This window comes from Novosphingobium guangzhouense, assembly GCF_002896965.1.
Classification (GTDB): Bacteria; Pseudomonadota; Alphaproteobacteria; order Sphingomonadales; family Sphingomonadaceae; genus Novosphingobium; species Novosphingobium guangzhouense.
This window is the reverse complement of sequence record NZ_LYMM01000036.1, coordinates 12,715-35,741: the sequence shown is the minus strand read 5'-3', so window position 1 is coordinate 35,741 and position 23,027 is coordinate 12,715. Positions and strand designations below refer to the sequence as shown.

General features: G+C 62.5%; 17 protein-coding genes. 11 read left to right on the top strand and 6 right to left on the bottom strand.

From position 1 onward, the window contains the following. Positions 1-10 precede the first annotated feature (10 nt). The 4 genes from A8V01_RS13285 to A8V01_RS13270 are packed head-to-tail and all read left to right on the top strand — an operon-like array spanning position 11 to position 3,015. Positions 11-1,267 carry an aromatic ring-hydroxylating oxygenase subunit alpha gene (locus A8V01_RS13285; RefSeq protein WP_103096318.1) on the top strand — a complete coding sequence of 419 codons (1,257 nt, stop codon included), beginning with the start codon at positions 11-13 and terminating at the stop codon, positions 1,265-1,267. After that, a complete protein-coding gene (locus tag A8V01_RS13280; RefSeq protein ID WP_103096317.1) occupies positions 1,264-1,764 on the top strand; it encodes an aromatic-ring-hydroxylating dioxygenase subunit beta in 501 nt (166 codons plus the stop codon). The genes A8V01_RS13285 and A8V01_RS13280 overlap by 4 nt, the downstream gene beginning before the upstream one ends. After that, the gene (locus A8V01_RS13275; RefSeq protein WP_103096316.1) at positions 1,761-2,507 is read left to right on the top strand and encodes an SDR family NAD(P)-dependent oxidoreductase; all 747 of its coding nucleotides are present in this window, start codon (positions 1,761-1,763) and stop codon (positions 2,505-2,507) included. The genes A8V01_RS13280 and A8V01_RS13275 overlap by 4 nt, the downstream gene beginning before the upstream one ends. A 13-nt stretch (positions 2,508-2,520) precedes the next feature. Continuing rightward, positions 2,521-3,015, top strand: a complete 495-nt coding sequence (locus tag A8V01_RS13270; protein ID WP_103096315.1) for a flavin reductase — start codon at positions 2,521-2,523, stop codon at positions 3,013-3,015. A 23-nt stretch (positions 3,016-3,038) separates the two neighbouring features. Here the strand turns inward: A8V01_RS13270 and A8V01_RS13265 are convergent, their stop codons facing one another. Beyond that, positions 3,039-4,004, bottom strand: a complete 966-nt coding sequence (locus tag A8V01_RS13265; RefSeq protein ID WP_170065922.1) for a ketopantoate reductase family protein — start codon at positions 4,002-4,004, stop codon at positions 3,039-3,041. Between the two features lie 215 nt (positions 4,005-4,219). Continuing rightward, complete coding sequence (locus A8V01_RS13260; RefSeq protein ID WP_245892504.1) at positions 4,220-4,696, bottom strand: Lrp/AsnC family transcriptional regulator; 477 nt, start codon at positions 4,694-4,696, stop codon at positions 4,220-4,222. A gap of 161 nt (positions 4,697-4,857) precedes the next feature. Here A8V01_RS13260 and A8V01_RS13255 point away from each other — a divergent pair, with 161 nt between their 5' ends. Continuing rightward, positions 4,858-6,048 (top strand): aromatic amino acid transaminase, encoded by a 1,191-nt coding sequence (locus tag A8V01_RS13255; protein ID WP_103096312.1) that lies wholly within the window; start codon positions 4,858-4,860, stop codon positions 6,046-6,048. A gap of 75 nt (positions 6,049-6,123) precedes the next feature. Here A8V01_RS13255 and A8V01_RS13250 read toward each other — a convergent pair whose 3' ends face one another. Beyond that, positions 6,124-8,883, bottom strand: a complete 2,760-nt coding sequence (locus A8V01_RS13250) for a M14 family zinc carboxypeptidase (protein WP_103096311.1) — start codon at positions 8,881-8,883, stop codon at positions 6,124-6,126. Positions 8,884-9,420: 537 nt separating this feature from the next. Here A8V01_RS13250 and A8V01_RS13245 point away from each other — a divergent pair. The 4 genes from A8V01_RS13245 to A8V01_RS13230 all read left to right on the top strand — a co-directional run bounded on the left by A8V01_RS13245 (position 9,421) and on the right by A8V01_RS13230 (position 14,700). Continuing rightward, the gene (locus A8V01_RS13245; protein ID WP_103096310.1) at positions 9,421-11,709 is read left to right on the top strand and encodes a TonB-dependent receptor; all 2,289 of its coding nucleotides are present in this window, start codon (positions 9,421-9,423) and stop codon (positions 11,707-11,709) included. A 63-nt stretch (positions 11,710-11,772) separates the two neighbouring features. Next, positions 11,773-13,056 carry a metal-dependent hydrolase family protein gene (locus A8V01_RS13240; RefSeq protein WP_245892501.1) on the top strand — a complete coding sequence of 428 codons (1,284 nt, stop codon included), beginning with the start codon at positions 11,773-11,775 and terminating at the stop codon, positions 13,054-13,056. A gap of 103 nt (positions 13,057-13,159) precedes the next feature. Next, on the top strand, positions 13,160-14,089 hold the full coding sequence (msrP, locus tag A8V01_RS13235; protein WP_103096347.1) for a protein-methionine-sulfoxide reductase catalytic subunit MsrP: 930 nt from the start codon (positions 13,160-13,162) through the stop codon (positions 14,087-14,089). Next, on the top strand, positions 14,089-14,700 hold the full coding sequence (locus tag A8V01_RS13230; protein ID WP_103096308.1) for a protein-methionine-sulfoxide reductase heme-binding subunit MsrQ: 612 nt from the start codon (positions 14,089-14,091) through the stop codon (positions 14,698-14,700). Before msrP ends, A8V01_RS13230 begins: the two co-directional genes overlap by 1 nt. Positions 14,701-14,738: 38 nt before the next feature. Here A8V01_RS13230 and A8V01_RS13225 read toward each other — a convergent pair whose 3' ends face one another. Then, complete coding sequence (locus A8V01_RS13225; protein ID WP_245892493.1) at positions 14,739-15,854, bottom strand: alkaline phosphatase; 1,116 nt, start codon at positions 15,852-15,854, stop codon at positions 14,739-14,741. Between the two features lie 115 nt (positions 15,855-15,969). Further along, positions 15,970-18,945 (bottom strand): TonB-dependent receptor, encoded by a 2,976-nt coding sequence (locus A8V01_RS13220; protein ID WP_170065921.1) that lies wholly within the window; start codon positions 18,943-18,945, stop codon positions 15,970-15,972. Between the two features lie 362 nt (positions 18,946-19,307). Here A8V01_RS13220 and A8V01_RS13215 point away from each other — a divergent pair, with 362 nt between their 5' ends. Beyond that, the gene (locus A8V01_RS13215) at positions 19,308-19,508 is read left to right on the top strand and encodes a hypothetical protein (RefSeq protein ID WP_103096305.1); all 201 of its coding nucleotides are present in this window, start codon (positions 19,308-19,310) and stop codon (positions 19,506-19,508) included. Positions 19,509-19,598: 90 nt separating this feature from the next. Beyond that, a complete protein-coding gene (locus tag A8V01_RS13210; RefSeq protein WP_245892492.1) occupies positions 19,599-20,963 on the top strand; it encodes a surface lipoprotein assembly modifier in 1,365 nt (454 codons plus the stop codon). 81 nt (positions 20,964-21,044) lie between these two features. Here the strand turns inward: A8V01_RS13210 and A8V01_RS13205 are convergent, their stop codons facing one another. Continuing rightward, on the bottom strand, positions 21,045-23,015 hold the full coding sequence (locus tag A8V01_RS13205; protein ID WP_245892490.1) for a glycoside hydrolase family 2 protein: 1,971 nt from the start codon (positions 23,013-23,015) through the stop codon (positions 21,045-21,047). Positions 23,016-23,027: the final 12 nt, after the last annotated feature.

Sequence of the window (23,027 nt, the reverse complement as noted above, 5' to 3'; positions counted from 1 at the left end):
GGAGGCAGCTATGAGCGACCATGACTACGCCACGCTCGTCCGCGAAGACCGGGTCCATACCTCGCTTTATCGCGACGGGACCATCTTCGACGAGGAGATGGACCGCATCTTCAAGAACACCTGGGTCTGGGTCGCCCATGAAAGCGACGTTCCCGTAAAGAACAGCTTCAAGACATCGTGGGTCGGCCGCGAGCCGGTGATCGTCACGCGCGACCGCGAGATGAAGGTCAACGTCCTGCTCAACCGCTGCCGCCACCGCGCCGCCAGCGTGTGCGAGAAGAAGAAGGGCAAGGCCAGCGTCTTCGTCTGCCCCTATCACGGCTGGAGCTACGATCCCGACGGCACCTTGCGCAAGGTGCCGCACGCCGCCGGTTACCCGGAAGATTTCGACAAGAGCGAATTCCCGCTGATCTCGCTGCGCGTCGAGACGTACCAGGGCATGATCTTCGCCACGTTCAACAATGATATCGAACCGCTGGTCGATTACCTCGGCCCGGCGCGCAAATGGATGGACCTGTTCATGAAGCAGGGCGCCGGTTACGGCGTGAAGACCCTTGGCGAACACAAGTTCCGCTTCCCCGGCAACTGGAAGATCCAGCTGGAGAACACGACGGACGCCTACCACTTCCCGATCGTCCACAAGACCTTCCTCGACAGCCTCGATGCCGAGACGGAGAATGTGTTCGACGTGTTGGGGCAGGGCGGCTGGGTCGAGGATCTGGGCAATGGCCATTCGGTCATGGTGATGATCCCCGATCTTATCGACCTTGAAGACAACCTCGACGCGCCGATCCCCGATCGCTTCGCGGAACTGGCGCAGGAACTGCGTGACGAAGGCCACGATGACGCCACGGTGCGCAAGGTCGTGCGCGCGGTGGGCGGTTCGGGCTTCAACCTCAACCTGTTCCCCAACGTCGCCTGTTCGATGGCGTTCTTCCGCGTGCTTCGCCCGGTCACTGTCGAGGAAACCGAGATCATGCACGTGGCGATCGGGATGGACGGCGGCCCGGCGGCGGGCAACCGCGAGCGTCTGCGGCTGCACGAACACTTCCAGGGCCCGATGGGCTTCGGGACCCCCGACGATGCCGAGGGGTGGGAGCGCGTCCAGCGCGGAGCCCACGCGGGCGAGGACTTGTGGATCATGCTCAACCGCGGCGTCGATGCGCCCGCAGGCGTGGCCGAGCCGGGCCATAACGCGGGCGACGTCAGCGCCGAAACCGGCATGCGCGCTGCCTACCAGCAGTGGAAAAGGATGATGACGGCATGAGCGAGGCGCTGGAAATGACCGCAACGATCACGCTGGCCGAAGCCACGCAGTTCATCTGGGCCGAAGCGGACCTGCTTGACCGGCTGGACTACAAGCCCTGGCTCAAGCTTTGGACCGAAGGCGGCAAGTACATCATCCCGACCGAGCGCGATCCGGCCGACTACGCCGAAGTGCTCAACATCGTCTACGACAACAAGGTGATGCGCGAAGCCCGTGCCAAGCGGCTGCTTTCGGGCTTCTCGATGTCGTCTGCGCCGCCCGCGCGTACGGTGCGCACGGTGTCGCGCTTTGTGGTGACGGCATCGGGGGACGACTTCATCGAACTGCGCGCGGCGCAGATGCTGGCCGAATACAAGTATGGCCACATGCGCTTCCTGCCCGCCGACATGCGTTATCGCATCGTGCGCGCCCCTGACGGCACCCTGCTGCTTGATGAGAAGATCGTCACCCTCATCAATGCCGAGGATTATCAGTTCGGCATCGGATACCTGCTATGAGCAGCGCACGGACCGTTTTGATTACCGGCGGCGCGCAAGGGCTGGGGGCGGCGCTATCCGCCGCCTTCCACCGCGCGGGTTACCGCGTGGGCGTATCCGATATTGACGAAGCGGCGGCGATCGCCTGTGCCGAAGCCCTTGATCCAGCTGGGGAAACGGCGGTCGGCTTCGCGCTCGACGTGCGCGATCAGGCCGCCTTCGAGGCCGCGCGGGACCGGCTCGTCGCGCTATGGGGTTCAGTCGACGCGCTGGTGAACAACGCCGTGGTCACCGTGGCGCGCCCGGTGCTGGAGATCGACCCGGACGAATTCGACCGCGTGGTGCAGGTCAACTTGCGCGGCACGTTCGTAGGTTGCCAGGTCTTCGGGCGCTACTTCAAGGAGCGGGGAGTGGGGCGGATCGTCAACATGGCCTCGCTGGCGGGACAGAACGGCGGCACTGCCACCGGGGCGCACTATGCCGCGTCCAAGGGCGGGATCATCACGCTTACCAAGGTCTTCGCGCGCGATCTTGGTCCGTTCGGGGTTACGGTCAACGCGATTGCGCCGGGGCCGCTCGACAGTCCTGCCGTGCGCGCGCTGGTGCCGCAGGACAAACTGGCGGGCATCGTCGCGGGGATTCCGGTGCAGCGCCTGGGCTCGCTCGATTACGTGGCCGACACGGCCGTGCATCTTGCCGGTGAAAACGCCTTCTTCGCCAATGGCGCCACCTGGGACGTCAACGGCGGGCTGTTCATGCGCTGAGGGCCGCTGCACGATGATAGAAAGCCCGGACTTCCGTGCGGCCATGGCCCGCCTTGGCGCTGCGGTGAACATCATCACCACGGATGGTCCGGGCGGCCGCCACGGGATGACCGCGTCGGCCGTGTGCAGCATCAGTGATACGCCCGCTTCGCTGCTGGTATGCATCAACAAGAGCGCGCGCATGCACGCTCTGGTCGAGGCCAACGGCGTTCTGTGCGTCAATGTGCTGAGCGCCGGGCAAGAGCCCCTTTCGGCACTGTTTGCGGGACATGCGGCAAGTGCGGATGAACGTTTTGCGCAAGGATCGTGGTCGGCCATGGCCAACGGCGCCGCAGCCTTGTCCGGTGCGCTGTGCACATTTGGATGCCGGGTTACCTCGATCCACGAGGTCGGGACGCACAGCATGTTCGTCTGCGCGGTGGAGGAACTGCGCATGCGCGAGGACGGCGATGGGCTGGTCTATTTCGGCCGCGCCTATCACCGCCTGCCGCAGACGGTGACAGGCTAGGCCGGCCTGGGCCAGCCGTCGAGTTATCCCTGCCCGGCCCGGAAGCGGCACAGGTCATGGATCAGGCGCGCCACTGGCATGGCAACGCCTGCCTCTTCGGCCAGATCGAAGACCGACTGGCAGATCGCGCCCAGTTCCAGCGGTGTGCCGCGCCGATAGTCCTGCGCCATCGACGTGTAGAACGGCCCGGCCCGCCCGCCGATCTCAAGCATCTGTTCCAGAGTGAGGCTGGGCTCGATCCCGTGCGCGCGCGCTAGCCGGATGGCCTCTTCGAGCGCCGAGATGACCACCGGCCGCAGCGAGGGTGAATGGAACTGCTGTTCCAGCGTGGCATCGGCAACCACGGACAGCGGATTGGTCGCAAGGTTGAGTGCCACTTTGGCCCAAAGTTCCGGGCGCAGGTCGGACACCGTGCGAACCTCTATCGGGGTGTCCTCGAACAGCGCGGCAACGGTCCCTGTGCCCGCGATTTCCCCGCTTACCGCAGGGCCAAGGATAAGGCGTTCCGCGCCGCGCACGTCGATCGCGCCATCCGCAGCAAGGGCACTTGTAAGGAATACGACTGATCCCACGACGCGCTGCGGGTCGAATGCCGCAGCCAAAGCGCCTTCCGGATCGACCGCCGTAATGGGCGCGGCCGCGTGCGGCTGCCGATACCACCAGGGGATGCCGTTGATCAGCGGCACCAGCAGGGTGCGGGGCCCGACGAGCCTGAGCAGGTCGGGCAAGGCTGCGGGAAGATCGCCGCTCTTGAGCGCGATGAAGACGATATCCTGCACTTCCACATCGCCGGCCGCGCGCGCGTGGACCCTGACGGTGTGGCTGGTCCCATCGGCGCCGCGCATGCGCAGGCCGTTGGCGGCAATGTCCTGCAGACGCGCGCCGCGCGCCACGACTGTCACTTCGTTGCCGGCCAGCGCCAGTCTGGCCGCCACCATCGTCCCGATGGCCCCCGCGCCCATCACGCAAATGCGATGCGCCGCGTTCATCGGTGCCCCGCAACGCATATCTGTTGCAGCAGGTGTGGTAATACAATGTCGGACACGGTGCTTTCCCGGTTGCGAATGGGCTTCAGGCGAGAACTACGCAAAAAGCCGTGCGATGTGTGTGCGTTATCGCGCCGTTCCTCCTGGATTTTGCAACGAGCGTGCATGGTTGCGGCTTGTCGGTGCAAGCGCCCCTCTCGCCTGTCGGCCCGGATCGTTCAGCAATACTCCAGGCTTAGTGCTGTCGTGCTCTTGAGCTGCTGCATGATGATGAAAGTGCGCACATTGTCGACCTCGTTGCCGGCGAAAAGCTTGGAATTGATGAACTCGCTGTAGGATTGCAGGTCCTTGGTATGGACGCGGAGCATGAAGTCGATCTCTCCGGTGGTGTAGTCGCACGATACGATTTCAGGCAGCGTTTCCACTCGCTTGCGAAAGGACTGAACCAGTTCGGCGGCCTGCGATCTCAGCCGCACCGAAACATAGGCCGATATTCCAAGGTTCAGCTTTTCAGGATTGAGGATCGCTGCCGTGCGTTCGATATATCCTTCTTCCCGCAGCCGCTGCAGCCTTCGCGACGATTGAGAGGGTGACAGGTGGATCAGAGTGCTCAATTCGCTGGGGCCAAGGTCGCCGTTGCGTTGCACGAGTTCCAGAATCTTGCGGTCGAAGTGATCGAGGCGGTCCTTGGGCACAATGGAGCTCCTGTTGCGAAAAGAAGATGCGGACTGTGTGCGCATATTGGCGTGATTATGAGCGATCCGTGTGAATTACTGGCCTAAAACGCAGAAAAAGCAAACCGTGCGCAAGCGGTTGAGCGTACAAGGCCCAAAGATTTTGTCGATCAGGGAACGCAATGTTTTTCAGTTGTTTGGATGCGCAGAAGCCCGACCCCTTGTTGTCGCTTATCGAAGCCTTCGCCAGCGACCAGCGGCCGGGCAAGCTGGATCTGTCGGTCGGCGTTTACCGCGACGATCACGGCCGCACGCCGGTCATGCGCGCCGTCAAGCTGGCCGAGGAAAGGCTTGTGCGCGATCAGCCTTCCAAGTCCTATCTTGGTCCCGATGGGGATCGCCGCTTTGCCGAATGCCTTGGCGAACTTGTGCTTGGGCGCGGCCTTTCGGGGCAGGCGCGCGGAATTCAGACGGTGGGCGGCACCGGGGCGCTCAGCATCGCGGCGGGGCTGCTTGGCGCTGGCGGTGTTTCGCGCAAGATCTGGCTGGGGACGCCGACCTGGAGCAATCACTTGCCCTTGTTCGCGGCAGCGGGCCTGCCGGTCCGGACATATTCCCATGTCGACGAACAGGGCGGAGGCTTCGCGCTGGACGCATTCCTTGCAGCGGTGCAGCAGGCCAGTCCCGGTGACGCTTTCCTGTTGCAAGGCTGCGGTCACAATCCGACCGGGATCGATCCCGACATTGCCACGTGGACGAAGATCGGCCGTGCGCTGGCCGACAGGGGGCTGATCCCTCTGATCGACCTCGCCTATCAGGGCTTTGGTGCAGGTGTGGAGGAAGACGCACGCGGCATGCGCGATCTGCTCGGCGTCGTGCCGGAAGCTGTCATCGCGGTGTCGTGCAACAAGACCTTCGGGTTGTATCGCGACAGGGTCGGTGCGCTGCTATGCTATGGAAACGATGCGGCGGGACTGGATCTGGCGATGGCCAACGCCCGTGGCATCGCCCGGTGTTCATACTCCATGCCCCCCGATCACGGTGCAGCCGTGGTACGTACCATCCTTGATGATGCCGGTCTCGCCGCGATATGGCGTGAGGAACTGGACGCCATGCGCAACCGCCTGCGCGCGACGCGCCGGGCTCTTGCGGCCAGTCCCGGTGCCGACGCCCTTGGCCTTGGCGGTGTGGCAGGGCAGGGCGGCATGTTCTGTCTGTTGCCCCTTGATGGCGCGCAGGTGGAGCGCCTGCGTTCGCGCTTTGCCATCTTCGTGGCGCCTGACGGGCGGGTCAATCTGGCTGCCCTGCCGCTGGAGCGCGTCGGCGCATTCACTGAAGCGCTGGCAGACGTTGCGCTGCGGGTCGCTTCATAGTTCAGGGCTACGGCGCAAAGAAAAGGCCGGGAGTGGGGCGCCACTCCCGGCCTTTTTCATTTGTCCGAGTCTTCCTCAGCGCTGGCCTTCGGGCACCGGCGGCGGGGCAGAGGGCGCGGCATCGGTTGCGCCCAGCTGCTTCCAGTTGAGCATGGCGTTGTAAAGCATGCGGAATTCGCCGAAGTTCTGCCAGCGCCAGATCGGGTTCGTGGCGAACATCAGGATGCGGCCGTTGCCCTGCGGCACGTTGATGATCGCCGCCCGGTCCTTTACCGCTTCGGCTTCGCGCATGAAGCCGCTCATCACCCCTGCCTTGCCGCCGGGGAACTGCATCAGCACCTGCCCTTTCAGGCGATCTGGCAGGGCATACAGGGTGTTATCGGCCCAGCGAACCGGCATTTTCGCGTCGGTCATGTCGCCCTGATAGCCGTAGAATATCGGGCTTTCGGGCTTGAGCACCTTCGCCGACACGATCGGGCCGGGCGCGTAGAAGTCCTTCGGCGGGGCGCTGGTGGTGATATCATCGACAAGGCCGAACTGCACCGGCACGGCGCTGGCATTGCCCGTGGTGATCAGCGTGCCGCCTTCTTCGACGAACTTGCGAAGCGCCATCAGACCTTCCAGCCCCATACCGCCGCGGATATCTTCCGAAGAACCAAAGTCACCTGAAAAACGGTACTTTTCCGTTTTGGTATAAGGCAGCGGCTTGCCCTTCATCGGCAGGTCGAAGACGATGTCGCGTGCGGACTTGCCCTGATTGGGAAGGATGATCACGTCGAAATCGGCACGCAGGTTACCCTGCCGCACACGCTCCTTGTAGATCAGGTCATAGTCGATGTCCTGCTGGTCGAAGGCGTATCGCAGCCAGCCCACCTTTTCGGTGGCACCCCATGTGCTGAACACTGCGGTGCGTGGCAGCGTGCTGTCATGGGCGGTGAACGATCCGGATTTGCCAAGGCTCACCGTCTTGAGGCCAAGTTCCTCGACCTGCGGCTTGAGTGTGGCGTAAGCGCTGCCCGGCACCAGGAACGACCCCGCCGGGATCGTCTGGCCGCCGGCCTTCATGGGTGCATCGACAATGCGCACGCCCACGCCTTTCAGGCGATAACGCAGCGTCGCCATGTTGACGGAGCCTTCGTCAAGCACCGCATAGGTCGCTGCGCCCGGACCGCTGATCGATCCGGCCAGCACCGCCTTTGCATAAGGCGTCACCGGTACGTCGAGCACGGCCTTGTCGGTGATTTCGACGATCTTGGTGTGGGTCATCAGACCCATCGTCCATGCAGCGTCGTCGTAAGTCATGAGCTTTTCGTCAGGGTAATTATCCTGCAGACGCAACAGCATCTTGGCAAGGCGCCCATATGGCTGGTTCAGCTTCACCACAAGCGAACCGGCGGGGTAGGAGGCGTCCTTCAGCCTGATCGCCTGGCCTGCCCGGCCGATCTCGATACCCTGCATCTGCAGCACGTCGGTGACGAACTTGAGGCGCGCTTCATCCGCCTGTCCCGCCGGGATGATGTAGGCATAGGGAGCGTCCTTGGTGCCTGCCTCGACCGCGTTGGCGCTCTTCTTGTAGAAGTTTTCAAGGATTACGTTCGGAAAGCGCGATGCCAGATCAAGCGCGGTCAGCACCCCGGTTTCCATGTAGTTGGTATTGTTGCGCATCGACCACATGACTTCCTTATAGGGAGGCAGAGGGCGATACCAGTCACGCTTGGTGTAGTCGCCGCCGCGCACGGAAGACTGCACTTCAGGCGCCACGTGACGCAGCATGGTAGTTGCGCCGGCATTTCCGAAGGTTTCGTACATGCGCAACATGCCGTTGTGGTTCGACGACATGAAGGCAAGGTAGCCGGGGGTCCAGGCATCGACGAAACCGTGCGTCCACACGCCCGGCATGCCGTACTTGGTCATCTGCGCCATCTCGAAGTTCGAGAACCAGGGCAATTCGCCGAAGAGAATGGGGTCCAGATCGGGGTTCTGCGGCGCCTGCCCTGAATAGGTGTACATGAAAGGGACGGATTCATGCAGTTCGTGCATGATCGGCGGATGCCAGTCGAGGTAGAACTTCATCAGTTCGCGGGCACTGACGTCCGAGAAATTGATATCACGGTTATTATCGTGATAAATGTACTTGCCCCAGTACGGAGGTCCGCCGGGTTTGTTCATGTCATCGCGTTCGTCGATAAGGTTGCGATAGTACCAGTCGACGTAACGATCGCGTCCGTCGGCTTCGAGCACCGGCGTAAGTGACACGACGAGGTTTTCGCTGATGGATTTCATCAGCGGGCTGTCTTCCGTCAGCAGACGATAGGCCAGCTCCATCAGCATTTCCGGCGGCCCGGTTTCGGCCGAGTGCAGACCACCCGAGATGTGATAGATCGGCTTGGTCGCGGCGATGATGTCGGCCGCTTCGGCGGCGTTGATCTGGCGCGGATCGGCAAGACGGCCAAGGTTCTGGCGGTAGGTGTCGAGCTTCGCGATGTTGGCCGGCGAGGAGATCATGACGACCACGTTTTCGCGGCCTTCTTCGGATTTACCGATTTCGATGATCTTTACCCGGTCAGGCGCTGCGGCGGCGAGTGCGCGATAATAGCTGATGATCTGTTCGTAGTAGTGCAGCGTGTTCGGCGCGCCGATGTGCTGGCCCAGCACCTGCTTGGGCGACGGGATGGTGGACGAGGCGGGAAGATGATCCACCAACGGGCTCATGAACTCGGGCTTTGTGGTCCAGTTCTTGACGGAACTGGCGAAATCGCCGTCCATTTGCTGCGCGGATGCTGCGCTGCACAACAGGACGGCGGTTGCGGCCGCGGCAAAGCTCTTGGTGATCATCAGTCCTCCTGTTTCGAGACTGCACCGGCTGGAACCCGCTCCGACCAAGGCGTCGCAAGGGTGTCCTTCCGGTGTAGCTGGTATGGTTGCCCGCAGGCATCTTTTCCTTTTGGCTGCCTGGATGCAACAATATTTCTGTTTTTTGCCACAGGCTTGGCTAAACCATCGCGCAATCCTGCGGCAAAAATCGGTTTTCAGGGCATTGTTTTGCCGATGATCGTCATAAAACTGAACGATCGCGCAAGAAAATTCCATCTATCGTTTAAAAAATGTGATTTGGATGCGAATTGCTGCGGCAGTTCCGAAATATTTTGTTGACCTCCCCTCGCTCATATTCCACGCTGATCTGGCCTAAGGACCTGGGGACAGCATTGGGCCAAGCCACCGGAAAAGAGGCGGCATCATGGGGAGCGACCGTCCGGTCCAGCAACACGGGGTCATTGGAAGCTTCGTCAGGTGGCCATCGCAGATAGGGGCGATGGTGGGGAATATTGCGCCCGCGAAACATGGCGGGCGTGGCAACATGAGGGGTTACAGATGTCGAAATCGAAGTTGCGTCCTGCGTGCGGGCGCCGCACTCTTGCGACTGTGCTGCTGTTCGGGACGGCCGGAGTGGCGCCTTTTTCGGCGACCGCTCAGGAAACCGCGGAACAGCCGGTGGGCAACGAGATCGTCGTTACCGCGCTGAAGCGCAGCACGACACTGCAGGAAACCCCTATCTCGATCTCGGCGATTACCGGGGATACGCTGTCGAAGTCCGGCGTGCAGAGCATCGGTGACCTTTCGGCAACTACGCCGGGCCTCAATCTGGTCGACGGCGGCCCTTCGCAGCGCCGCGTCGTGATCCGTGGCATTCAGGGCGCAGGCGAGCCGATGATCGGCACCTACTATGATGAAACCCCGGTCACAGGCATGATCGGGGCCAGCAATGACGCTGGTGGCTCCACGCCGGAACTGCGCCTGTTCGACGTGGAACGGGTCGAAGTTCTGCGCGGTCCGCAGGGCACGCTTTACGGCGCAGGTTCGATGGGCGGCACCTTGCGCATAATCTACAACAAGCCGGTGCTCGACAAGGTCGAGGGCACGGTCGATGCGGGTCTTTCCAACACCGATCATGGCGGCTGGAACTACGAAGGCAGCGCGATGATCAACGTGCCGCTGGCGACCGACAAGGTCGGCGTGCGCGCGGTCGGCTTCTATCGCCGCCAGGACGGCTTCATCGACAATACCGCGCTCGATATCGACAACATCAACGTTCTCAAAAGCTACGGCGGCCGTATCATGCTGCGCATGATGCCGTCCGAACGCTGGACCTTCGACGTTGCCGCCTTCATCAACCGTACCCGGACCGACACCGCCGGGTGGGTTGAGGACGCGGGCAAGTACAAGTCCGATGCCTACACGCGCCAGCCGGTGCGCGACGATGTCGAACTTTACAGCATCACGTCGAATTATGAGTTCGATTTTGCCACGCTGACCGCCTCCGGCTCCTACATGCATCGCGAACTGTCGTCGGTAAGCGACGTTTCCCGGTATATTCGCGGGCAAAGGACTGAAGCGCGCTGCCAGACTCTCGTGGGCGGCGGTTCTCCCTGTAGTGGCACGCAACTTTCAAACTTCTACGATCTGGTGGATTCCCAGTCGACCTCCGCGCTTTATCCGCAGCAGGAGATGGACGCCTGGACCGCCGAACTGCGCCTGAGTTCGAACGGCAACGGCCCGCTGAACTGGACGGTCGGCGGCTACTATTCCGATCGCAACATCTTCGTGCAGAACCCGCAGGTGAACGCAGATCCGACCACGGGCCAGATCATCCGCCCGCTGGAAATAGCCACGATCCGCACGATCGACGACACGCTGACCCAGCTGGCCGGGTTTGGCGAAGTTTCGCTGGATGTGTTCGAGGGCTTCAACCTGACCGCAGGTGCACGGTATTTCCACTATGAAAAGGACATCGTCGGCGAGACGACCGTGCCTTCCATCCTTGTCGGCGCAAGGCTGACGCCGCCCACGCGGGTGGCCTCTTCGGAAAATGGCTGGGTGTTCCGCTTCAACGGTTCGTACAAGATCACGCCTGACATCATGCTCTATGCCGAAGCGGCGCAGGGCTTCCGTCCGGGCGGTGCCAACCAGGTGCTTGGTCTTGATGCCGGACTTACCGCTTACAACTCGGACAGCCTGTGGAACTATGAAGTCGGCCTCAAGACCAGCTTCCTCAACCGCATGGGTACTTTCAACGTCGACGTCTATCGTATCGACTGGAGCGACATGCAGATCACGCTGCGCACGCCCAACGGTGCGTTCTCGTACCTGGGCAATGCGGGCAAGGCGCGCGTTGAGGGTGTCGAGGCCGAACTGGGCCTCTTCCCGATCGACGGTCTCGCCATTCAGGGCAACCTGACGTACATTGATGCGCGACTTACCGAAGACCAGAACACAGGCGTGACCGCCACTTCGGGCCTCGATGGCGATCGCATCCCCTATGTGCCCAAGTGGATGGGCGGCGGTTCAATCCAGTACAGCTGGGCGCTGACCGAAAAGCTGGGGGCGATGGCCCGCGTCGATGGCAGCTACGTCGGCGGTTCCTGGTCCGACTTCCGCCACACTTACGTCTATGCGCGTGAAGTGGACGGTTACGCGCTGGTCAATGCCCGCGTCGGCATCGAAGGGCCGGACAAGGCTTGGGGCGCTTACCTGTTCGCCACCAATCTGTTCAACGCCACCGCTATCACCCGCGCCAGCTCAAGCGCAATCGCCGTCGGCCGTACGCTGGTGAACAGCGCCACGCCGCGCACGATCGGCATCAACGTGCGCCACAGCTTCTGACGCCGTACCGGCCCTTCCCGCATTTACGGCTCGCATTTACGGATAGATACAATGAATGTTTCGATGTTGACCAAGTCCCTGCCGCTGGCGATCGCCATGCTATGCGGCGCATCCGGCACGGCCATGGCGCGCGATGTCGTGATCCACGCCGGACAGCTTTTCGACGGAACCGGAAGTGCGATGCGTTCCAAGGTTTCGGTGGTGATCCATGATGACAGGATCGTCGCGGTTGAGGACGGCTTCGTCACGCGTGACGGCGCAGAGGTTGTCGACCTTTCAGGCAAGACGGTGCTGCCGGGCCTGATCGATACGCATGATCACATCACGATGGGCTACAGCGGCAAGAACCCGGTAGCGGAGCGGGCGCAGGAAAGCTCGATCGATAACGCATACGGCGCGGTCGGCTATGCGAAGGCGACGCTGGATGCGGGCTTCACCACGATCCGCGACGTTGGCGCCGAAACGAAGGTTATCGTCGGGCTCAAGAAGGCGATCGCCGCAGGCAAGTTGCCGGGGCCGCGCATCTGGGCGGCAGGCTACCCCCTCGGTCCGACCGGCGGCCATGGCGATCCGCAGAACGGGATGAGCCCGGAACTGGACTTTCATTCCGAAGGCCGCGTGATCGATGGAGCGGATGAAGCCTCAAGGGTCGTGCGTGGAATGCGGCGCGATGGTGTTGACCTGATCAAGATCATGCCCAGCGGCGGCGTCCTGTCGATCGGTGACGATCCCAATCATCAGACCATGACCGACGAGGAAATCCGCGCCGTCGTCGATACCGCGCACGGGCTGGGCATCAAGGTTGCCGCACACGCGCACGGCAAGGCGGCCATCCTTCATGCCTCCGAAATGGGCGTGGATTCGATCGAGCATGGTTCGTTCGGGGATGCGGAAACCGATCGTGCGATGAAGGCGCATGGTACGTATCTGGTGCCGACGCTGCTGGTAGCCGATACCGTCGTGCAGATCGCCAAGACGCATCCCGAAACGCTCAATCCATCGTCCGCGGCCAAGGCGCTTGAAGTCGGGCCGATCGTGATGCGCAACCTGAACCGGGCCTATAAGGCCGGCGTGAAGATTGCCTTCGGCACCGATCAGGGGCTTTCCCCGCATGGCCAGAACGCGAAGGAATTCGCGCTGATGGTAAAGGCGGGGATGACCCCGCTCGATGCGATCAGGGCGGCTACGGTCAATGCCGCAGACCTGCTTGGCGCCAGCGATCAGGTGGGATCGATCCAGCCCGGCCGCTACGCCGATCTCATTGCCGTGGCAGGCAATCCGCTGGAAGACGTGACGCGGCTTGAGCATGTCGATTTCGTGATGAAGGGCGGTGCGATCGTTCGCTGACCCGGACCGGGCTCTCTCAACTTCCTTGGCGAATGGGGCAGGCGTGATCAGGTGATATTCATGCGCAGCGCGTAGGCTTTTGCCTTCCAGCGAAGGAATCATCATGCTGATCCGCAATGCACCTGATCTCAAGGACTGCGACGTCACCGATCAGGGCCTATACCTCGCCCGCCGGCAGTTCATTGCCGGCGCGGCGGGGCTTGGTCTTGCCGCTTGCGGCGGAGCCAGCCCGGCTTCCGCCGCTCCGCTGAAATACAGTCCGAACCGCATGTCGATCGATGAAAACAAGACGCCGCTCGATGACGTGACTGGTTACAACAACTTCTACGAATTCGGCACGGGCAAGGAAGACCCGGCGGCCTATGCGAAAATGATGCGCTCGCGGCCATGGACCATAACGGTTGATGGCCTGTGCGATCGACCGGGGAGTGTCGATATCGACGAACTCATCCGGCGTTTTCCGCTGGAGGAACGCATCTATCGCATGCGCTGCGTAGAGGCATGGTCCATGGTCATCCCGTGGGTTGGCTTTCCGCTTGCCAGTCTCATCAAATCGGTGGGGCCGAAAAGCAGCGCGAAGTACGTGGCGTTCGAGACGCTGCGCGATCCGCGCCAGATGCCGGGGCAGCGAAGCGCGGTGATCCAGTGGCCCTATCGCGAAGGACTGCGGCTGGACGAAGCGATGAACCCGCTTACTCTGCTGGCTGTCGGGCTTTACGGGCAGACATTGCCCAATCAGAACGGCGCTCCGATCCGGTTGGTGGTGCCATGGAAGTACGGGTTCAAGGGCATCAAGTCGATCGTGCGGATTCGCCTGACCGACCGCCGCCCGCAGACCAGCTGGCAGATGCTGGCGCCGGGTGAATATGGCTTCTACGGCAATGTGAACCCGGCGGTCGACCATCCCCGCTGGTCGCAGGCCAAGGAGCGTCGGATCGGTGAATTCTTCCGCCGCAAGACCCTGCCTTTCAACGGTTACGGCGAGCAGGTGGCGCACCTTTACCGCGGGCTCGATCCGCGCAAGCTCTACTGATGGCACGCGCAAATGCCGCGAGGCTGGAGTCGCCGGCGGTGTGGGCGCTGTGCGCGGCGCCGTTGCTGCTGATCTTCTATTGGGGCTTCACCAGCCAGCTGACCGCAAACCCGGTTGAATTCGTGCTGCGCGATCTTGGGCTCTGGGGCCTCAGGTTCCTGTGCCTGACGCTGGCGGTGACGTTGCTGGCCAAGTACGCGAACCTACCGTGGCTGATGCGTTATCGGCGGCGTATCGGGTTATGGGCCTTCGCTTATGTCGCCCTGCATCTGACGGTCTATCTCGGGGCCGCGCATGAGTTTGACTGGGCGGAAATCGGCGCCGACATTGCCAAGCGCCCCTACATCACTATTGGCATGGCCGCGTTCGCCTTGCTGATCCCCCTGGCCGTGACCTCTGCCGCTGCGGTGCGCCGTCGCATGAAGCCTCGGTCCTGGCGGGCGCTGCATCGGCTGGTCTACGTCATCGCGATCATGGGTGTGGCGCATTACTTCCTGCTGGTGAAAGCCGATATCAGAAGTCCGTTGCTGTACGCGGCAATCGTGGCGACGCTGCTGGGTGCGCGCCTTGTGGCTTCTGCCCGCCCCCGAAAGGCGCGAGCGGCGGGGTAGCGCTTTCGGCGCCAGCCCGGCCGCTCGCCGTTTTGCGCTTACTGGTCGCGCTTCCAGCCGAAAGCGGAAAGCATGATGTCGAACAGGCGGGTGTTCGGCATGAAGCCGTGGACTTTGTCGGCTCCGGGACCAGATGCGGCCACGATCACTTCCTCGCCGGTGTGACCGTCCTGAACCGAGATGACGCCGTTAGATTCGTTCGTCGTGCCGGGCTTGGCGGCTTCGGCATCGTACTGCTGCAGCAGCGGGGAGCCGCGTTCACCGCCGCCCATGCGCAGGCCGAAACTGTGGTCTGCGGTGAACAGGATCAGGGTGTCCTTGCCGGCGATTTCGTGCACCCGGCGAATCATGTCGTCCATCTCGACGACATGGCGCAGACCCTTCTTCGGATCGTCGGTATGCATGTCCCATTCCACCATCAGGAAGTAGCCCTTGGGGTTCTTCGCAAGCTGGGCGATGGTTGCTTCAACCGCAGGAATGGGTGCGAAATCGCTGTCACGCAGAACCGCGACGCGAGCGGCGTCACGCACGATGGCGGGGTCTTCACCAAAGCGGTATCCGGCAGTGGCGAAGGCTTTTTCGGCAGTCGTCTGGCGCGCGGCAAACGAAGTCACCGCATCGGCGCGCCCCTTGCCGATCAGGATGTCGACACCGTCGCCGAAGCGGGGCTTGAGCATTTGCTGGAAGATGGAATCCTTGTCCTTGCGTGCGGCTACGTGCGCGTAAGTCGCCGCAGGCGTTGCGTCCCAGATCTTCATGTTGGTCATGACGCCGGTGGAAAGGCCCCTCTGCTCTGCATATTCGAGCAGCGTCTTGACCGGGGACACGGCGCCGTTCGGGCCGGAAGGAATGGCGGAAACCATGGCATTGTTGGTCTTGTGGCCGGTCATGATCGCGGTCATCCCGGCGCCTGAATCCGTCACCCAGCGGTTTGCCGAGGACGTGTCGGAAAGGGCCACGTAGGGCATCGTGTGGATGTACAGAGATTGCGGCTTGTCGTGGGCCAGAATGCCGCCGGCGTTGAGCGTGGGCAGTCCGCCGGCGTCGCCGAGGAAGATGATCACGTTGCGCGCTTCCTGCGCCTGCACGATGCCCGCCGTTCCGCTCAAGAGCGCAGCCGCCGCTGTGGCCAGTGCCTTTATGGAGTTACGCATTTTCAGGGTGTCCTTCATGATGTGCGGAGGTCGTCGATACCGCCAATGCGGCGGTCGGGGTGCGCAGGCGGCGGTGCCTTTCCCATGAAGGAGGCACCGCCGCCTGTGCTCATGGTCAGAAGTTCAGGCGCACGCCGGCAAGATAGCGGCGACCGAAGGTTTCGTGCTCGATCTGGTGCTGGACGTTACCCTGATAACGGATACCCGGTTCGTTGGTCAGGTTGTTGGCATCCAAGTACAGCTGCAGGTTCTCGTTGATCGAGTAGCGCATCGAGAAGTCGAGGCGCGCAACGTTGGCCCAGTAGGCGTCACCCAGGATGTCGCCCGAACCGATCGAATCCAGGTATGCCTTCTGCCACTGGTAGCTGACCCGCGCCGAAAAACCGTAGCGTTCATAGTAGCCCGAAATGTTGTAGATCAGCGGCGAGGCGCCCGGCAGGTCGGTAGTGCGCCCGTCCGGCGTGGTCGCCTTGGAATCGTTGAGCGTCAGGTTCGCCTGAAGTCCGAAGCCCTGCGCCCAGTCCGGCAGGCCGGCCGAGCGGGCAAGCCCTTCGAGCGGCTGGGAAAAGGCGAACTCGATGCCCTTGATATGCCCGCTGCCGCCGTTGGCGACCGTGGAATAACGGTAGTCCGAACGATCGATGCCGTCAGAGTTGAGCACGTCCGATCCGAACGTGGTCAGTTCGACGTCGTACAGGATATCGTCCAGCTTCTTGTAATATGCGCCCACCGAGAAGAACCCGCGTGAAGGCATGTACCATTCGAAGTACACGTCGACGCCCTTGGCCCGTTCGGGCCGCGCATCCGGGTTGCCGCCCGAAACCACCTGGTCCACGTCATCGTAGGAGAAGTTGGGGCGCAGCTGGTCGTAATCGGGGCGAGCCGCGCCGGTATTGCCCGATACGCGCAGCTTCATGTCCCGGTTGATGTCCCAATTGATGTGAACGCTGGGGTAGATCGACGTGAAGCTGCTGGAGACATGCGTGGGCGCCCAGGCATCGTCGATCATGGACAGCGCCGATCCCGCGTTGGTCACCTTTTCGACGCGCGCGCCGTAGACGATGTTGCCCCAGTCGAAGTAGGTGGTGCCCATCAGGTAGCCGGCGATGACTTCTTCGCTGACACGGTAGTTGTTCTCTTCGCTGGTGCCTTCCTGCACTTGTGCCGCGCCTGCCGCCAGATAGCTGTCGAACAGCGCTTCGCCCTTGTCGCTGGAGAAGTACTTGAAGCCGTAGCCCAGCGGCAGCTTGCCCTTGTAGGGGGTGTCGATGCTGATGTCGGCTTGGGTCGGGTTGCTCAGACCGGCAGCGGCGAGCGTGGCGGGCGTCACTTCCAGAACGGTGCGGCGCGAAGTCTTGGTGCGCTTGTCGTATTCGCCGCCGAACTGGAACACCGTTTCGGCGCCGAACAGGTCCATCGTGTGCTCGATATCAAGCTTGCCGGTATAGGCGTTGGTCCGGTCCAGCTGCCGGTTGCGCGTCATCGTCAGGAAGTTCAGCTCGGTCGGTGAGATGTAGGGGCGCGCTGCCCCGGCGCTGTACGTGCCGTCCGCGTTGCGCACGGTGTCGTAAAGCTGGACTTTGGCAAGGTTCGGGTCGGTGAAATCATATACCAGTGTCGGCCGCGAGGTGAAGTCGCCGGGGCTTGCCCACGATGACTGGAACGGAGGCTTGCTGCGATCGTCTGCGCGGGTGTAGTTCGCGCGCCACCTGATCTTCCAGCCGTCCATTTCATGTTCGCCGGCCAGCGTGTTGGTGAAGATGCTCTGACGCGACGAATTGGAATTGAGCGTGCTTTCGATCTCGGCGCCGTAAAGTGTGCCCTGCATTGGTGTGTTGCCGGTGCGGATATCGGCGTAGCCGGTGGTGGTGCCCACGGTGCTACTGCCGGTCTTCTTGGCGTCCTGATCAAGATCGAAGACCCAGGCATTGCGCAGTTCGTCGTCGCGGAACTGGCTGTAGATCGTGCTCAGGAACACTTTGTTGGCGCTGTCCGGGCGCCATTCCAGGCGGCCGGAATATGACGTGTTGCTGCGCTTCAGGCGATAGAGCTTGTTCTGGGTCTTGGATGCCCAGATGCGGTTTTCGCCGCCTTCTTCCTGATCCTCGGGCGAGACTTCCCAGCTGTTCTCGAAGTTATCCGTCACCATGTCCCGTTCGTAACGCGACGCGCCGATCAGGATGCCAAGGGTGTCATTGGCAAAGCGGTCCGAAAGGAAGCCGCTGAGGTTGTACTGCTTGCCCTGGCCCAGATCGTTGTAGCCATAGCCACCGTCAAGCGCGCCCTTGAATCCGGGGTAGTCGAACGGGCTGCGGGTGACGATGTTGATGTTGCCCGCCACGGTTTCGCCCGGCATGTCGGCGGTAACGGCCTTGCGGATCACCGTCTGGCTGGCGATCGACGAGGGGATCGTATCGAACCGCGTTTCGCGACCCGCAGGGCTGATCACGTTCACGCCGTCGAACGCCATCGTCGTCCAGCTGGCCGGAGAGCCGCGAAGGCTGATGTAGCGCTCCTGCCCCTGATCGCGGCCGACGCTGACGCCCGGCAGGCGGCTGACGGCAGCGGCGATGTTCTGGTCGGGGAAGCGGCCGACACTGTCCGCTGCGATGACGTCGACAAGCGAGGTGGAGGAGCGCTTGAGCTGCAGCGCGGCTTCTTCGGATTCGGCGATCGGGCGGCTGCCGCTGACGACGATGTCTCCTGCCTGATCGGTGGCACGCGGGCGCAGCGCGATCCGCAGGTCCGCAGAGCCGGCGCTGCCGACGTCGACGGACTGGTGGCCGGTTTCAAAGCCTATGTAGGAGATGCTCAGTCGCTGCGTACCGGCGGGAACGCGCTGCAGGGTAAAGCGACCGTCGTTGTCGGTGACCGATACGATGTCCGAACCTTCGACCCGCACTTCGGCGCCGCGCAGGAAATCGCCCGAAGCGTTCAGCACGGTGCCGGAAACACGGCCCTCGGCGCGGGCCCCTGCCGTCGATTGGGCCTGTGCTGGAGAGCAGGCGATGGAAACACTCGATACGGCAACTGCCGCCATGGCGGAACGAAGGTAGAGACTGGACTTCGAGATATTCGAGAACATCGACATGATAGAGCGCCCCCAATTTGCAACCTTGCGATTGCAAATCCGAATTTTGATCATGACGAACGAAGCTCTCGCGCCTGCCATGCGGGCATGCGCAAACGCGCTGCGAAATCCGTCATCGGGATTGCGCAATTCATTGCACTGCAACAAGATTATCGTTCGCCGCGGGTGCCCCTAGGCACGCGTGCTTACGGTTCCGTGACAGAGCGGCAGATTGGGAAGATTTAATAATCCGCCGGGAAATGGCGGGCGCATGATGGCGGTGTCAGTCGGCAGCGGCGAATGTCAGTGCCATTCCGATCGCAACGACACCCAGTACCCTGAGAAGCATCTTGCCGTAAGGTGTAAGGCCCAGATTCGGTATCATGCTGATCGCCACCGTGGCAATTCCCAGGATGCTCAACAGAACCGTGCAGGGCGAAAACGATCCGAATGCCATGAAGGCAAGCTGTCACAACGCCGTCACGGGTTCAACCGTAGCGCCACAAAACAGTTCGACTGGTGGACAGTTTGAAGAATGGCAGGCGCGCGTGCGAACGCGCAGCTTTGCCGCTTCGCTTCTTTAGGGATTTTCCCGGAAACAGGCTGTGGCGGGCAGGGGTGATGGACAGGGACAAAGTAACCCGTTAGCGACGGGCCAAGGGGGCGATCTGTTTATGAAGACTGCATTTGTCGCAGTCGCGCTGGCGGGCACGGCGGTGGCGGCGCATGGCCAGGATACGGGCCAGGATACGGGCCAGGATATGGGCCAGTATCCCGCGCCGTCGGCAAGCGCGGCGAAGACGACGCTGTCCGCCGCTCAGGTGTTCGCGCTGGCGGATAAAGCGCGCGCCAATCGTGATTGGGCGACCGCCGAAGCTGCCTATCGTGCGCTGCAGTCCGATCCCGATCCCGAACTGCGGACGGAGGCGCGCTTTCGGCTTGGTCAGATGCTGGCCGATGACCTCCATCGCTATACCGACGCCGCGTTGGAATTCCGCCGCATCCTGGATGAAAAGCCCGGCGTGGCCTCCGTGCGGCTGGAACTGGCACGGGTGCTGGCAATGAGCGGGAACATGCGGGCGGCAGAGCGGGAATTGCGTGCTGCACAGGCGGCTGGGCTGCCGCCGCAAGTGGAACGTCTGGTCCGCTTCTATGCCAACGCGCTCAATGCCCGCAAGGCGTTTGGCGGATCTATCGAAGTCGCGCTGGCTCCGGACAGCAACATCAACCGTGCCACCCGTTCGGATACGCTGGGCACGGTGATCGGCGATTTCACGCTGGATGAGGACGCCAGGGCAAAGTCGGGGCTGGGGCTGGACTTGCGCGGACAGGCGTACTGGCGCGAAGGGCTGGACCCCGGCACCGACCTGATCGTGCGCCTGTCGACGGGGGGAACCTTCTATCGCGATGCGGCCTTCAACGATATTTCCGCAAGCCTGCAGGCTGGTCCGCAATATGTATCCGGCGCGGATCGGATCACCCTGTCGGCCGGCCCTACCTGGCGCTGGTACGGCAAGGCTATTTATACCAAGGGCTACGGAGGCACTGCGACCTTGCAGCATCCGGTGGGCAAGCGGGGGCAGTTGCGGCTCGACGGTTCGATCCAGCATCAGGACAACCGCCGCAACGCCATGCAGACGGCGGACGATTTCACCCTCAGCGCCACGCTTGACCGCGCTTTTAGCGCCAGACTGGGCGGAGGCATCAGCACATTTGCCTTTCGCGAGAAGGCGCGTGATCCGGGCTACTCCTTCGCCAGCGGGGGGCTGAGTGCCTACGCGTTTCGCGAAGTAGGCCGCACCACGTTCGTCGGCACGCTGGGTTACAGCCACCTTGAAGCGGATGAGCGGCTGTTCCTCTACCCGCGCCGTCGCATCGAAGATCGCTTCAACGCCAGTCTGGCCGCCACGCTGCGCGCGCTGCATGTCGGCGCTTTCGCGCCGTTGGTGCGGGTCAAGTGGGAGCGCAACCGCTCCTCGATCGAGATTTACGACTACCGGCGCGTATCTGCCGAGATCGGGGTCAGTTCGGCATTCTGATCGGGCCGAAGGCCGCCTCTATCCCGAAGAGGCGGCCTGTTATCTGCCCGTCGACGTCTTGTACTGCGATGCAGCGCAAGCTCAGGGCTGCGTATCCTTGGAATAGAGCGGCGCAGCCAGCCTGGCCAGATCCTCCGGCGGCACCTTGGATGCGGCGCGATCGTAAGTTAGCAGCCCGTTGATCTCATCCTCCACGTCGGTCGTCTGCGTATAGACGGCGGCGCTGAGACCGCGTTCCCGTGCCTGCCTGACGATCTCGTTGAACTTGAGCTTGTACCGGGCGAGGTAGTCGGCGGCATCGGTGGCGGACTGGTAGCCCCAGTTGCGCTCGCCGGGGCGCCACAAGTGCTTGCGCATCGGCAGGCCGATGCCGCCGTATTCGCCGATGACCACCGCGCGGGCGGAATCCCGGCTGGGGGCATTGGGGACTTCCTCGTAAGTGTGGATATCAAGCAGGTCCGAGGCGCCGGCAGCAACGTCCAGCCAGCCGCTGTCGGCGTTCACCAGCCTGCTGGAATCCATGCTCTTGACGAAGCCGGCCAGCGTTCGGCTATCGTACTGGCCCCAGCCTTCGTTATCTACCACCCACGTCACGATCGACGGGAAGGCGCGCAAGTGCCCGATCATGCGGGAAAGTTCCAGCTGCTGCTGCGCCATCGCCTCGCTGGTGAAGATCGCCTGAGACTGGCTGGCGCCGACAACGAACTGGCCTTCCAGCCCTGCCGTGGGCATGTCTTGCCACACCAGTATGCCCAGGCGGTCAGCATCGGCGTAATACTGCGCGGGCTCTACCTTGATGTGCTTGCGCAGCATGTTGAACCCGGCCTTCTTGAGCCAGACGATATCGCTGCGCATCGCCTCTTCGGAAGGCGGCGTCAGCAGGCCATCGGGCCACCAGCCCTGATCAAGAACGCCGTTCTGGAACAGCGGCTTGTTGTTGAGCAGCATGACCGGCTGCCCTTCGACGCGCCCCTTGCCGATCGATATCTTGCGCATGGCGAAATAGGACTGGACCGTATCGCGGGCCGCACCGGCCGGTGGCAGTGCGGCATAGGCCTGTTCTTCCTGCGCGGTGAAACGGATCTTGCGGCGCGCGGCTTTCGGCTCCTTTCCGTCCCCGCCCAATGGCGGCTGCACCGTGATCAGTTCGGCGGTAAGATCGTAGAGGTAAGGGTCATCCGGCGACCACAGATGCGCGTTGGGGATGTCCAGAACCGCGTGGCGCCCCGCGCGCACGACGGTGGATGCGATCACCGTCTTGCCTGCCCTTGCGGTAAGGCGGATGGCGTCGCTGTCCTGCGTTTCCCCGCTCATCGCCACTTCGACGTCGAGGCGCCCCTGATCGATGTCGGGAACGGCGCGGACTTCCGCGATATGGAGGCGGGGCACCGGCTCAAGCCATACGGTCTGCCAGATCCCGCTGACGGGCGTGTACCAGATCCCGTGGGGCGTCAGCGATTGCTTGCCGCGGGGTTGGCTGCCGGTCGACGTGGGATCGGCAACGCGCACTTCCAGCGTGTTGTCTCCCGCTTTCAGATAGCGCGTCACGTCGAATGCGAACGGGGTGAAACCACCCTTGTGCGAACCGACCAGCGCACCGTTCACCCATACGTCGGCCTCATGGTCGACAGCGCCGAAGTGAAGCAGAACGTTCTGCCCGTTCCAGCCCGAAGGGATCGCAAAATTGCGCTTGTACCACAGCCTGTCTTCCGGCAGCAGCGCCTTGCGGACGCCCGAAAGCTTGGATTCCACGGCGAAGGGAACAAGGATCTTGCCGTCCATGGCCGAAGGCTTGCCCGCCGCATCGCTGGCGATGGCATAATCCCACTCTCCGTTGAGATTCTGCCATTGTGCACGCACCATCTGCGGGCGCGGATAGCTGCGCCATGCGTTTTGCGCGGTAACCGATCGGCCCCAGCTGGTGGTAAGCTCAGTCGGGTAGACCACCGGCCCGTTCTGATCGAGGTCGCCCTGGATCGTCTGGCCGATCGCGGGCATTGCACAAGTCCCGGAGAGTAGCAGGAGTGAGGCGACAAGCCTGAGATTGCGCACGTGGTTTTTCCT